This is a genomic window from Aquimarina megaterium XH134 (assembly GCF_000520975.1).
Lineage (GTDB): Bacteria > Bacteroidota > Bacteroidia > Flavobacteriales > Flavobacteriaceae > Aquimarina > Aquimarina megaterium.
The window spans coordinates 76822-91702 of record NZ_JACB01000036.1 but is presented as its reverse complement, the minus strand read 5'-3'; the positions used below and the strand labels follow the sequence as shown (position 1 = coordinate 91702).

Sequence of the window (14881 nt, the reverse complement as noted above, 5' to 3'; positions counted from 1 at the left end):
TACTAAATGAAAAAAATTAAACATTGCTGTTTATTTCATTGGTTGTTGGCAGTAAAGGTATAGACACTCTAAATTCATCTTTGGTATTAGAAATAATCACCTTATTCTCGGTTAGGAAATCATATCGTTTTGTGATATTTTCTAATCCGGTTCCGGTAGTACCAGACGTACGTTTAGGATTATTGTTGTTTTTTACGGTAAAGTAGTTTTCTGTTACTTCAAAGTGAATGTGTAACGGTGATCGTTCATCTATTCTATTATGTTTTACGGCATTTTCAATAAGTTGTTGTAACACTAATGGAGGAACACTTTTATACTCAAAAAATGATGAATTTACTGCATCATGTACTTTTAGAGCAGTTTTATAGCGTTGTTCAATAAGTAAAAGATATTGTCGTGCCATCTCGTATTCGCGTGATATAGGTATAATTGCCTTTTCATTATTTTGAAGAATATATCTATATACCGATGCTATGTTTTTTAGAAATTTTTGCGCCAGTGCACCATCTTCATCAATTAAGTAATATAACGTATTAAAGTTATTAAACATGAAATGCGGATCGAGTTGATTTTTTAGAATTGATAAATTTGCCTTTATAATTTCCTTTTTAAATTGTTCGTTTTGTATATGTGAAATATAGTACTGATTTTTCCAGTTGAATGTCAGTAAAATTAAGCCAAAAATCATACAAATTGCTAATCCAGTCAAAGCAGAAAATATCACATGTTGTATCATAGGAGGTTCACTACCGAGGATCAAATAGTCTAACCATTTATAAAAATAAAAAAAGATTGTATAGATAACTGTTCCTCCGATACTACTCCCCAAAAAGATCCAAATAGAGTTTAGATTTTTTTGCACCAACTTTTTCTGAAGCCGATGAATCACTTCAAAACTTAAGTAAATAATAGACATCCATAACAATAAAAAAAGTAGATCTACTTTAGGAGCTTCTCTAAATTTTGATGCAATTGCTATAATGCTAAACATAACTATCCCCACAATAAAAACGATAACAAGTCGCCATCCCAGAGATATTTTAGGTGTTTCTATATTCATATCGAATCTTTTTACACTAATAAAAATAGGCAATTGAAGGCAAAATCTATTTTACGAAAGCAGATTTACTCTACTATTTCATAATCTTATCGTCATGCTCATATTCTATATTATGTAGTTTATCCTTTAAAAAAATAAGTTCGAGAGTATAATATTAGGGTTCATGATATTCTTCAAAAAAACACAGAGCAAACGAAGTATTTTTGAGGTATCAATCTCAAAATAATATGCAATGAAAACTATTTTTTCTTTATTTCTAAGTATTACCTTTTTATCTATCACATTCATATACTCACAGGATAAAATCGATTTATCAAAGTACAGTTTTCAGATAGAAAACTTCAACGATGGTACTTTTCTATCCTTTACAAAACAGCGATTAGAAAATAGTCAATTTGTATTTGTAGGAGAACAGCACGGCATTAAAGAAGTGGGAATTTTTACAAATTCAATATACGATATTGCACAACCTTTTGGTTATCATACACTCTGTATAGAGACAGATGCTATAGCTGCAGAAAAAATAACTGCCATAGCGTCGTCTCATGATCCTATTGGTAACGCAAAAAAATTACATCAAGAGTTTCCTTTCGCTATTCCTTTTTACAATAATGAGGATGATTATGATCTGTTTACCAATGTAATTAAAAAGAAAGGAATGCTCTGGGGGATTGACCAGACTTTTATGGTTCAGTTTCGTCTTAATTTTGATTATATTATTTCTACTACAGATAATACACCTTTAAAAGAAAAACTACAGGAATTAAAAAAGGAGGCCAACGAAGGTTATCAATATGCTATAGCTAATAAAAAGTACGGAGCGACTTACATTTTTAAATATAATGAAGCTTTACACAAATCGTTGCTAGAACTAGCTACTGATGCCAAAGAAATCGAAATTTTAAAACAACTCTGGAAAACTAAGGAAATATATGCCTATAATATGATCACCAAAGAGTATTATAAAAATAATAATACGCGAAGTCAATTAATGAAACGCAATTTTTTAAACTATTATGATAACACAAAAGATCGTAATACTACTCCAAAAGTGATCTTTAAACTAGGAGCCAATCATGCGGCAAAAGGATTAAATCGAACTAATATTTATGATATTTCTAATATGGCTAGTGAATTGGCTATTATCAACAAAATGCATTCGTTGCATTATATGGTGATGGGTATAACTGGAAAAGCTGCTATAGGAAATCCATTTTCACCTATTTCTGTAGTGCCATTTGATAATATTAAAGATTTTCCTGAAGAAATTCAGAAGGTTATACCAACTATAACCAAGAAGTATTATGTACTGGATTTAGCTTCCTTAAGACCTCTTGCTTATGCTAATTTTTCTGATGCCTTTAAGAAAACCATCTTTAGATATGACGTTCTTGTTCTGGTACAAAATGCAGAAGCATTTAAGGGTTTTTAACCCTGTTGGAACCAAATCTATCTTTGTGAATTAACAACTACATAAAGCGTTTGTTGTTAAATAAGGAGGGAGATTTATGGTTTTACCATAATCTGTGCGTTTTTTTTATATTTGCCCTTTAAAGCTAAAGCCCTAATTTATGAAAAAACAAATACTTAGTACCATTTTTTGCATTGGTATTATAATATGTTCTTGTTCCTCAGATGATAGTCCTGCACCCGCACCTACAGGAGGTGAAACCCCAACAGAAGAAACTCCTACTCCACCAGAAGTTGGTCTAAAATTTTTTGGATTAAATGAAAGTAGTGATTTTGGAGTTAATATATTTAAAACCTCCTATGGTTATATTTCTTTTGAGCTAATTAATGGATCTAATGGCGCTGGTACTACAGGTGATAGTGATATTGCAATCAGAAAACTAACAGATAAGTTAGAAGTAATTGAAGAAAATATTATGGATACTTCATCATATGATATGCTTAGGAAAGCAATTCAAATAGATGAAGACACTTATATTTTAGTAGGTTCAAGATCAGTTGTTGATTTTTTCACTTCAAATTTCCCTATCATTCAAATGGTAAATGGTAAGGGCGAAGTATTAAAATCTACTATTATTGGTGGTTCGGCAGCAAACACAAGCAATAATGGTGCTATAAATGATGTTTTTTTATTAAATAACGAAATATATCTTGCTATTAATTTTGATGGGAGTCAAACTACAGCTATTGTACTAGATATGAATCTTGTAGAAAAATGGAGAAATACATTTAATAGTACCCGCTATAGTAAGATATTTGCAGATCCCACTGCTGTATACTTTATTAACAACAAGTTAAACCCAGCTGCCAGTTTATACAATACTCTGATTTTAAACAAGCTAAATATTAGCGATGGTACAACTGTTACTAGTACAGAGTATGAGAATATTCTGGGACAATTTAACAGTGAATTTAATATTAATAAAATTAATGCCGATAATGATTATCTATATCTAGCAGGTCAGGGAGGAAGACCAAAACTTGCAGAAAATGGGCAAATCCCACAAGGAACACTTCTAAAAGTTAATAAAACTGATGGGAACGAAGTTGCAAGGCTAACTTTTGACAAGTATTGGTATTTGTCCGATATAGAGTTTTCTGGAAATGATATAATTATTGGTGGTTGGAGCAATCGAAGTTTTATTAAAATTGATAAGATCGATACTGAAGGAAATCAAATATGGACTTATGAATATAATGAAAGTCAAAATGATGTTGTTTCTGATATTATCCTTAATGATAATGGCCTCACTTTTATAGGAAGTGTACAAAGACAAGCTACTGGAGATAGAGATATTGTTGCCGGAATTTTAAAAAGTGACGGAACTTTAAAATAATTTCTGGTTAGAACTATACATTAAAGTATATAAAAAAACCTCTTTGGTGTACTAAAAAAATGATTTAGTACACCAAAGAGGTTTTATTGTTTATCATAATATTTATAGTAGTGTACCTATAAAATTACTTATTACTGGCAATCCATGTATTGATTTTATTTTCTAGTAATGCCAATGGTACGCATCCGGTTTCTAACACTTGATTATGAAACTGGCGAATATCAAACTTATCTCCCAGTTCTACCTCTGCTTTGGCACGAAGCTCTCTTATTTTTAACTGTCCGATTTTATATGATAATGCCTGACCTGGATTAGCCATATACCGTTCGATTTCTGAAGTAATTCCTGCTTCTGATTCTGCCTCGTTATCTAATGAATATTGAATTGCCTGCTCACGTGTCCATCCCTTAGAATGTAATCCTGTATCTACAACAAGGCGAATAGCACGATGCATCTCTGCTCCCAACATTCCGAAATACTGATATGGATCTGTGTATAAGCCTAGTTCCTTACCCAAAGACTCACTATATAATGCCCAACCTTCTCCATAACCACTGTACCACAATGTTTTTCTAAATTTTGGCAATTCTCCACTTTCTTGAGTTAACGAAATCTGATAATGATGCCCTGGTATGGCTTCGTGTAAAAACAACGACTCATCACTATAAGTATTATACTTGGTTACTTCTGGAATTGGAGTATAAAAAATCCCAGGGCGAGTACCATCTAATGATCCTGGATTATATTCGGCACTAGCTGAGTTCTCACGAAAAGCTTCTGTTCTACGTACTTCAAATGGTGTTTTTGGTTTTACATCAAACAGTTTTTCAATCTGTGGCTTCATGCGATCATGGATTGCATTAAAATTATCGATCACTTGTTGTGGTTCTGTAAATGGCATCAATTCTTTTTTGCTACGCACATGATCAAAGAATGATTTTAGATCTCCTTTAAATCCTACTTGTTCTTTTATTTTTTCCATTTCAGAAGAGATTCTGGCAACTTCAGAAAGTCCCAGCTTATGAATCTCATCGGCTGTCATAGTTGTTGTTGTGTACAACTTGATTTGATATTGATAAAATTCCTTTCCGCCAGGAATCCCTTCGATTCCAGAACTGGCTCTACCTGCTTCCATATAATCTGTACTCATAAATTTATGAAGACTTTTATAGGTAGGAATAATTTTTTCGGAAACCATTTTGCTATAGGCTTCTGTTAATTGTTTTTTATCTTCATCAGAAAAATCCTCTGGAAAATTCTTAGCTGGAGTATAGAAAAGATGTTGATCTAAGTCTTCAACTGTTAATGCCTCTAATTGCGGAAGCACTTTTACGATTAATGATTTTGGTAATACATACCCAGCTGCCATACCTTCTTTCATTTTTGCTTCGGCAGACGTCATCCAATCTATATATCCTTCCAGACGTTTTAACCAATTATGATAATCATCGACAGTCGTAAAAGGTTGTGCACTAGCACCACTAGCCAATTGTCCGGCAACAAGGTTAATAGACCACATTTGATCAATAGGAAAATAGTCTTGCTTATAATTAAAGCTTTCTAAATTCATATCGCATTCCCAATTGAGGATTGCCTTAGTCATCTTTTCGCTTTCAGATAATGCAGCATCATCAAATTGCGCTAATTGCTCTTTATACTTATTAAAATAAGCTTTGGTTTTATTTACTGTTTCCTCTGCCAGAGGATTAGGAAATTGGTCATTAAATCTATTATCACCAGCAAAAGTAGCTTGTACTGGATTGAGTTGTAGACCTTCTTCATAATAATTATCTAGCATCTCATTAAATTTGGCACTAACATCTACCTTTTCTACAGGTTCTTTGGTAGTAGTAGCTTCATTTTTACAGCCCGTAAAAATCATAGCAAAACAAGCTATAGAAAGCATCTTTTTGATCATGGTATGGTATATTTTGATTTAGGAATGGAAGATAGGAAAATTAGCACGAAAAGAAATGCATCTTAACAATGTAGTAACTTCTCTAAACAAACGTGACCTCGCAAGTTTTTGAAACCTGCGAGGTCAATGATGTATTGGATTTTTGGTAAGTTTTTGATATACTTACTTCTCTATTAGCAAAATAGCACGTTTGCTTTTTTTAGTTATAATTTTTGCTTTTAAAACACTTCTTTTCAGGGCTATTAGGCAAAAAACAAAACGCTCTACTACAAGAGAGTATAACAATACATTAAGGATTAATCCCCCTACTACACCATAGATTCCATTAACAAATGTAGCATATCCTATAGTATTTGTAGGAAGGTTAATTATCGAATCTAATTTTAGTAAAAACTCTGTTGTGGGAGTCAAAACGAGTGTTCCTTCATTGTTAGCGTACCCAATTAAACTACATATTGCTGCTAGGACATATAGTAAAATAAATATAACAATATATGTATGTATATTAATCTTTTTCATCTGTATATCTGGTATTAAAAGTTATAATAAAACTGTTCTTAATACTGTGCAAGATATAGCCGTTTAAGCAGGTACAAAACACGGTAAACGATGAAAATTAGGGTACTGAAAACAGGGATGTTTTATACCCTATTTACCGGTATAATATATTTAGAATCTATTAAAAAATACGTTAATACTCCCTACGGTACTTTTCTTTTTCTTTAAGTGCAATGGCTTGTTTTCCTTTCCCGGTCAGGAATTTTGTTTTTAAGGTAATTCTTTCTTTTAGTCTTTGAAAAAATACAATGAAATGTAAATGTGGCCCTGTAGCCCAACCTACATCACCACTATATCCTATAAATTGACCTATTTTTATCTGGTCACCAATGTTTACCTGTGCTCCATTTTTTTTAATATGGGTATACTCGGCAAATGTACCATCGCTATGATAAATGAGAATAAAATTATTATACTTGGCACAATCTGCAGAAGTACAACTTTTACTAAAACTTTCTTCTACATCTACAACTACTCCGTCCCGCGCTGCATAAATTTTAGTTCCTACAGGCATTTTAAAATCTAGTGCATTTTCATTTTGGTGAGAAGTAGCTCCATTATATCCCTGGGATAGCCAATATTCTTCTCCTTTTTTAAAAGGCAAGTAATATTTAAAACCGGTATCGTATTTTTTTTGATTATGGTTTCCATGATTATAGATAGATTCATAACCTAATTTTATCCGTTTTTTTCTATCAATTACCTTTAGATCTGTAATCGTATGTCTTTTTGTTTTTGCTGGTACTACAAAAACTTTGTTACTCCCATTAGTAGATGTAAGGTTTTCTAATCTGAAATCTATTTTTGCAGACACCGGAGTATATTCGTCATTATCTGCCAAAATCTTAAACCCATTTTCTGTTTCTTCATAATAGAGTTTAAAGTTATCCTGGGAAAACATACCTATTGAAAACAGGCAAAAAATAAGAAGTAAAGTACCTTTCATAAGTTTTATTTTATCTAAACAACTACAAAAACTATACCGATAGCAATATGTTAATCAATCAATTAACAAGACATCATCGATAAAAAAATCAAGTTATTATATTCAATATATGAATAAATAATTGACATTTTTATTACTATAAGGTACCAAAAAATTTAAATTTATCTAATTCGAGATTAAATTTAGTAGTTAAATTTATACGTAACTCCTCCTAAAACTTGTATATCCTGAACCGGGAAATTTACCCAGCGCTCATAATTCTCTCCCGCCAGATTGTTTCCTTTAATAAAGAAAGATAATTTGTCACTTAATCGATATCCTAAATTTACATTAGCGTCAAAATAAGAATCCAGAGTTACAATAGATTCTGGAACTGTAGGTAAAGAAATTACCTGATTATTAATATCTTTTCGTTCGCCAACATAAAACAACTGTGCTCCTACGTACCATTTTTTATTGATTTGGTAATCCATAAGTACCGAAGCTTTTAGTTCAGGGAGATTCCATGCTTCTTGTTCGTCTTCTGAGCTATAATTAAAATATTCTGCAGAGGCTCCTAATTTAAATTTTTTGTTAATTTCAAAATTTAACTCTCCATATCCTATTAAGGTATTAACATCGTCATAGCGATACGAGAATGAGTTTCCATAATCAAACCCTTCTCGTTGTAATGTTGCGCTAACATTATTAACAAATAAAGGTTTCTCATCTTCTGAAATATAACTTCCTCTAAAGTTATAGCTCACTACATCAGATATTTTTCCTTTTAATCCTATATACGCATCATACAACATGTTTGTAGGTTCTATAATCAAAGTAGGAGATACAAAAGGATTTTTTTGTACAGCATCCCGATATGTATTTTGTTGTAAATCACCTTCAAGTCCACCATAGGCAATTACAGCTTCTTCTAATAATCTATAGGAAGCGGTTACTTTGGGATAAATAAAGAAATCATTATCACTATTTTCTGTATCAATACTATAATATACTGCTGCACCAAGATTTACAGTAAGATTATCTCTTAATATTACAAGACTTGGGTTGACCCCAACATTTAAAACACCATATTCATTAGGGGTTTGGAACGCAAGATCACGATCGAAACTTCCTTTTAAATAATCTGCGATAAAATTAGTTGTGATTAGGTTATCTCCTATTTCGAACTCAAAAGTAGGTTTTGCTATCACATGGTGTTCTACAGAACTTAAAGCATCACCAAAATATCTATAGTTTAATACAGCTTTCTTAAAATACAGGTCATCAAATTGAAGTTTCCCTCCTAGTTTTGCCCCAAAATAACTCTGTTGTGAATCAATCGCATTAATCTGTTCTTGTGTTAATGAAGGAATATCCGGTAATCCATACCAATTGTATAATTGATGCTCTGCTCCTACTTCTATCCCATATGTATAATCTCTTGTACGGGATGTATAATTAAGATCTAAAAAGGTATTATAAAATTTATCATCTAATTGCACTTCTTCTATACCTCCCTGTGATGAATTATGGTGCAAATACAATCCAATATTATCTGATCTATTAAGCTGAAAATTACTATAAAACTCTGCGAGAACCGATGTAAAATTCCCAAATCCCAATGTAGCATAGTTATCATAGATATCTATAGGTTTTGGTCTATCGATATTAGCAGCCCTTCCTTTTGCAGGTGTATATGTAGACGCCACAGGAACAGAAAAAATACTATATCGTATTTGCTTTTTCTGCTGTGTCACAGAATCATTAAGAACGGGAGTAGATTTTACTTTAAATGCATCACTAATTGTTGGTGTGTATGCTTTTACAATAACCACACGTTCTGTATCCAGGGTTTCATTTTCTTTTTCCTGGGCAACGCCCTTTATCCCAATTATAAAAATTGGCACAAAAAGTAACACTCTAGACCTCAAAGGTCTTGAAGACCTGTGAGGTCTATTCAATTTCTTAAAATATGTAAACATACAATACAACTCGTTTTACTAACTGATTATTACTGTTCGGTTTGGATGGATGAATTTGTTTTTGCCTCTTCGGCTTTGATTTTTCTGAGTTCGGTTTGCGCTTCATCAATTACCTCGGGAAAATCTGTGAAATTTTTAATTACGCTTTCCAAAATATATGTGGCTTGATAAGCATCTTTAAGTCCGTAAAAGTTTTTAGCCATAAGTACTAATCCTTTAGAACCATATAATCTATATCCAGGGAAATCTTTAGATAATTTTTGAATGGTTTCATTAGAAACCTTGTAATTACCATCTAGGTTTTTAAAATACGCATTATAGTATAATGCTTCGGCAGCCAATTCTCCTGTTGCTATTTTTTGCACTTCGGCATATGCTCTTTTTGCACGTTGCATGTCTACAGTCTTAAATGCTGCACGAGCAGTAAAAATCTTAGCATCACTTTTTACATCATTTTGAATTTTTGGATTCGCTAAAACTTTATCTGCATATTCGATAGTTTTTTGATAATTCAACAATTGATAATAAGACTTCATTAAATTAGATTGTGCAAAAATGATATTTTGCGGATAATCGGCATCACTTTCTAAACGTTCTAGCACAGGAATTGCTTTTTCATACTTTCGATTCTCCAGATACACTTGTGAGAGTCTTGCCAATGCTTGCTCTGTAAACTCTGTCCGATCTTGTTGCAGCACAAATTCGTAATGCGGAATTGTTGCATCCTTATTTCCTTTTTTGAAATACAACTGTGCCAGGTGAAAGTGGCTCTTAAGAGCGTGTAAACCATTAGGAAATTCATTAAGGTATTTCTCAAAACCACTGATTGCACCTTTATCATTATTTTCTAAGAATTGTTTTTCTGCGGCTTCAAAAGCCGTATTATCCAGATCAGCATCGCTAACATCTACAAAGCTTAATCCTTTTACCCAGCTAGCATATTCACTTGTTCTTCCTAAATCTACGTAGATCAATCTTGCTGTATTCACAGCCTGGATTGCTTCATCGGTACCTGGATATTCTGCAACTACTTTTTTAAATTTTGATAAAGCTCTGTCTCCCTGATTTCCGTTATAATAAATTAGCCCTTGTTTTAATAATGCTTTTGGTACATATGAACTTCTGGGTACATCTCTAATTAGACGATCATAAGCTTCGATACCTCGCTGTGTTTTATTTTCGGAAACATACACATCGCCAAGAGCAAACATAGCATCATCCCGATATGTGGATCTGGGATACATTTTTAAGAACATTTCTAGGTCCTGAATTTTTTTATTATGCTTATTTACAAAGCCATAACTAATTGCTTTTTGATAATGTGCATAATCAGAATCTGGTCCATTCTTTTTAATTGCCAGGTTATAGGCTTCCATTGCCGGCCAGTATTTACTAGAAATAAAATGGCTATCTCCTAATCTTAGATAGGTATCTGTTTGTCTTGCTTCATCGGCTTGGTTACTTTTAGAGAACGTTTCAAAATATTGAGCCGCCTGGGGATATTGTTTCAGCTTAAAATAAGTATACCCCAAATTATAATCTATATGTTCATACTCACTAGTCGATGACGCTCCTGTACTGCCTTGAAATTGTTTAAATCCAATTAAAGCATCATCAAAATTGTTTAGTAAGTAATCACTTTCGGCTTTCCAATATATTGCTTTAGCGGTAAATGCAGGATCTACTTGTTCTTTTAGAGATTTATCAAAATAGACTATTGCTTCTGGATAATCATTTTCAGAATACAATTCTATCCCACGGTAAAAAGCTACTTTTTGATACACTTCTTTATCTGCAAAGTTTCTACTTCCTTCGAGCAGATCCATCGCTTCTTTATAATTCTTTGATGTGATATACGAACTGATCAGTAGTTCTTTGATCTCTTCTTCAAATTCTGTGTTAGGATATTGATCTAAATAGGATAGCAAAACTTTTGGAGCACTCTCGAAAGAGTTTCCTATTTCATAGCTCAATTTTGCATAATTATACGTAGCATCTTCTTTGATTTTAGCTTCAAAATCCATTTCTGAAGCATTTTTAAAAGCATTTAGTGCTTGCTGTTTTTGATCTGTTTTAAGATAAGATTCTGCCAGGTGATAATATGCGTTTTGGGCAGTAGCATTACGCCCATCTACAATTTTATTAAATTCTGAAATTGCATTCTCATACGCTCCTTGTTTATAATAAGCATAGCCTAATAAATAATAGTCTGTATTGTTCCATTTGCCTTTTCGTCCTTTATACTCTTTAAGGTATGGAATTGCTTTATCATACTGACCAAGGTTAAAATAACTCTCTCCTATAATTTTATTTAACTCTGATCTTTCTGAACGTTTCGATTTAGGCAATTGTACCAATCCTTCATTAATTGCTTCTTCGAAATTTCCTGATTTGAAATTCATATCACTTTGGAAATACGATAAATTCTTATTGTATTGATCCAGATCCTTTACTTCGTCAAACAATTTATCAGCTTCTTTATAATTATCTCCTTCGTAAGCAATAAAACCCAGATAGTATTTTGCTTTAGCACTATATTCTGGAGAATCTTCTACGCGATTTAAAAATTTCTTCGCTTCGTTAAATCGTTGAATTTTGAAATAGGCATACCCATTATTAAAATTATATTTCTCCTTTTCTGCCCTGCCTAAATTACCTTCATCAACCTTATCATACCATTTACGTGCATAGGCATACTTACCATTATCAAAATAGTAAGTCGCTGCATCAAGGTATGCTGCATTACGTTTAATACTTGTAGGGTATTGTACTACAAAATCTTCTAAAAGTTGATCTGCTCCTTTTTGATTTAACCATACTGCACAATTAGCAATATAATAAGTACAATCAGCATCAATATTTTCATCTGTAGAGGCATCTTTAACCTTATCAAATAGGTTTTGAGCGGCCAGAAATTGTTTATTGTTATACAATTCGAGAGCCTGATTATACAGTACTAATTCATTGGTGTAAATTGCGGATTGCTGTGCAGACATATATGTAGACAGAACAATCACAAAAAGCATCGAGGTGATGTATTTGTTCATTTAAGTAAGTATTACAATCTAAAAAGTAAATATCGTTTCCCGCGAATAAATTTTGTGTTAAAGATACCCTAATCTTCATTTTAATAACGAAATATTTTAGATATAATTACATAGTAAATTTAGAATTGTGAATACTTTATGAGTATAACGCCTATAAAATATGATCTTACAAACATCTATTTTATGTATTTCTTCTTTTAAAATAAACGAATACAACGAAGATTTGAGTCTAGGGTTACTATGCTAATAATACAATTGTTTTTCATATAATTTTATAATGTGGTTTTAAAAAATTTAAATTTGTTTCGCAAATTGTAATCTATATCAAATGCAGCTTAAAAAATATTTAGAAGAGCCATATCCATATTATTATGGCAACCAAAAAAAGTTAATTCTAATTTTGGTTTTGATTTCTTTTTTAAGTTTTGTTTTCTCTTATTTTTTCGATCCTTTTGTCGTTAATATATCCGAGCATCGAATAGATTACATCTGGATTTTAGGAATTCATTCTCTTATTCCTTTTCCCATTGCCTATTTATATTTTAGCTACCTTAATTGGAAATCAAAGGGTGATTCTTGGACTCTAGGAAAGGAAATTTTAAATCTTTCTATAATTTTATTGATCATTGGTATTGTTGATTTTTTAATTCGCGATATCATTTATTTGAATCCAGATAACTGGTCATTGCGATATCTTTGGGAAGAGATACGGAATACTTTTTTGGTGGGTGTTCTTTTATTAGCTATTGTTTTACCGATAAACCTTGAAAGGCTTATCAAAAAACATTCTTCTAGTTTAAAAAAACTATCTCTTAAACCAAAGGAAAGCTTAGTTAAAGACAGCACAATACACATAAAATTAGGAGTTTCAAATGATCATTTTGAAATTAAGACAGAACATTTTTTGTTTGCAAAAGTCGAAAGTAATTATACCGAGATTTTCACCACATCATCTAATGGTTTTAATAAAAAACTAATTAGAATAACGCTAAAAGAATTAGAATCTCAATTACAATCATTTCCTTTTATTTATAAAACTCATAGGTCTTATCTTGTAAACATTAACCACATCAAATCATTCTCTGGTAATGCTCAAGGTTATTTGATTAATTTTAAAAATTACGAATGGTCAATTCCGGTTTCTCGTTCAAAAATCAAAGAATTTAATCTACTTTTTTCATCCAATTCGGAAACATAATTTACTTTGCATTTCGTCACATACTGTTGCTATTTATCACATAAAAAAAATTACAATAGCATTTGTTTATAAGTTTACCAACTCAAATTTAAAAACAAATATTGTGATAGAAAAAAAGAGAAGGTATGATTTAGATTGGTTAAGAGTAATTGCGATTTTGGCTGTATATCTTCATCATATCGGAATGCCTTTTAATGGCGATAAATTTCATATTATGAATTCAGAGTCCAGTAAAATCCTGGACGATATTATGGTATTTTTTGAACAGTTTAGATTGCCGTTATTATTTTTAATTTCTGGAACCGGAACTATGTTTGCTTTTTCAAAAAGAACATGGTTTCAATTCTTAAAAGAACGAAGTATTCGTTTATTGATTCCTCTTTTTTTTGGAGTCCTTTTTATTGTTCCTCCACAAACCTATTATGAAAATATAGACAGTTACATTTCTTATTTTAAAATATATGATAATATAAATCTTAAAGTTAACCACCTCTGGTTTATTGAAAACTTGTTTATCATTTCTGTTTTGGCAATACCGTTAATTTTGTTTTTGAAATCATCAAAATCAAATAAAATCTTAACAATACTAGAACACAGTACTTCTAAAAAATATGGAGTATTATTATGGGTAATTCCGTTAATATTTATAACTATAGTTTTAAAAAAATTATACCCGAGTGATTCCAAATCAATCACAAACCTTTCGTCTACTGCTTTTTATGGATATTTCTTTATATCTGGTATGCTATTTACTTCGGCAGAAAACATTTGGGTGTACTTGAAAACATATCGTAAATTTAATTTGACTATTTTCTTAACCAGTACTTTGATTTTTTATGGCTATTATTTTTTACCAAATACGTTTATTGCGCCATATCTATCTAACAGTATACAATGGGATATTTGGTATTTAGTTTGTGCATTAGTTAGCTGGACATTAATTATTTCTATACTTGGTTATGGACAAATTTGGTTTAATAAATCAAGTATTGTACTTAAGAAGTTTAATGAAGCCATATATCCTTTTTATATTCTACATCAAACAATTATTGTTGTATTAGGGTACTATATTATTCAATTAAAATTAAACATCTCTTTAAAAATACTAGTATTAATCATTACTACATTTCCGTTAATAATTATCATTTACAGGTTTTTAATTTACCCTTTCACAATCCCAAGAATATTATTTGGTATGAAAAAAAGAATTTGAAAATTCTAAAATAACTTATGATAGATAGATTTTTTTAGTGATTTAGTAAGAAGTGTATTTAAATACCTTACATGAAAATAATCATTATATTACAATGTTTCATTACATCAAATCATTACTTCTGGCAATCTAACAGTTCAAATTGTCTTATAATAACAAAAAAGTAAACTATT

General features: G+C 31.3%; 10 protein-coding genes. 4 read left to right on the top strand and 6 right to left on the bottom strand.

Annotated features, from left to right (window positions below; all coding sequences use genetic code 11):
• Positions 1-16 precede the first annotated feature (16 nt).
• Positions 17-1060, bottom strand: coding sequence for a sensor histidine kinase (locus Z053_RS30370; protein ID WP_025666614.1), 1044 nt, complete (start codon positions 1058-1060; stop codon positions 17-19).
• Positions 1061-1292: 232 nt separating this feature from the next.
• Between Z053_RS30370 and Z053_RS0119270 the strand changes: the two genes are divergently transcribed.
• Together Z053_RS0119270 and Z053_RS0119265 are read left to right on the top strand one after the other, a co-directional pair.
• Entirely contained in the window at positions 1293-2492 is a 1200-nt protein-coding gene (locus Z053_RS0119270; RefSeq protein ID WP_025666613.1) for a hypothetical protein, read from the top strand.
• A 139-nt stretch (positions 2493-2631) separates the two neighbouring features.
• Positions 2632-3867, top strand: coding sequence for a hypothetical protein (locus Z053_RS0119265; RefSeq protein ID WP_025666612.1), 1236 nt, complete (start codon positions 2632-2634; stop codon positions 3865-3867).
• Positions 3868-3991: 124 nt separating this feature from the next.
• On the opposite strand, the gene Z053_RS0119260 is transcribed toward Z053_RS0119265, so the two are convergent.
• The 5 genes from Z053_RS0119260 to Z053_RS0119240 all read right to left on the bottom strand — a co-directional run bounded on the left by Z053_RS0119260 (position 3992) and on the right by Z053_RS0119240 (position 12297).
• Positions 3992-5785: a DUF885 domain-containing protein gene (locus tag Z053_RS0119260; RefSeq protein ID WP_035096436.1), complete on the bottom strand. Its 1794-nt coding sequence runs from the start codon at positions 5783-5785 to the stop codon at positions 3992-3994.
• Between the two features lie 162 nt (positions 5786-5947).
• Positions 5948-6304, bottom strand: a complete 357-nt coding sequence (locus Z053_RS0119255; protein WP_025666610.1) for a hypothetical protein — start codon at positions 6302-6304, stop codon at positions 5948-5950.
• A 172-nt stretch (positions 6305-6476) separates the two neighbouring features.
• Positions 6477-7289, bottom strand: coding sequence for a M23 family metallopeptidase (locus Z053_RS0119250; RefSeq protein WP_025666609.1), 813 nt, complete (start codon positions 7287-7289; stop codon positions 6477-6479).
• A 182-nt stretch (positions 7290-7471) separates the two neighbouring features.
• On the bottom strand, positions 7472-9250 hold the full coding sequence (locus tag Z053_RS0119245; RefSeq protein ID WP_160170122.1) for a TonB-dependent receptor: 1779 nt from the start codon (positions 9248-9250) through the stop codon (positions 7472-7474).
• Between the two features lie 29 nt (positions 9251-9279).
• The gene (locus Z053_RS0119240; RefSeq protein WP_025666607.1) at positions 9280-12297 is read right to left on the bottom strand and encodes a tetratricopeptide repeat protein; all 3018 of its coding nucleotides are present in this window, start codon (positions 12295-12297) and stop codon (positions 9280-9282) included.
• 328 nt (positions 12298-12625) lie between these two features.
• Here Z053_RS0119240 and Z053_RS0119235 point away from each other — a divergent pair, with 328 nt between their 5' ends.
• Positions 12626-13495, top strand: a complete 870-nt coding sequence (locus Z053_RS0119235; protein WP_025666606.1) for a LytR/AlgR family response regulator transcription factor — start codon at positions 12626-12628, stop codon at positions 13493-13495.
• A gap of 103 nt (positions 13496-13598) precedes the next feature.
• Entirely contained in the window at positions 13599-14708 is a 1110-nt protein-coding gene (locus Z053_RS0119230) for an acyltransferase family protein (protein WP_025666605.1), read from the top strand.
• Positions 14709-14881: the final 173 nt, after the last annotated feature.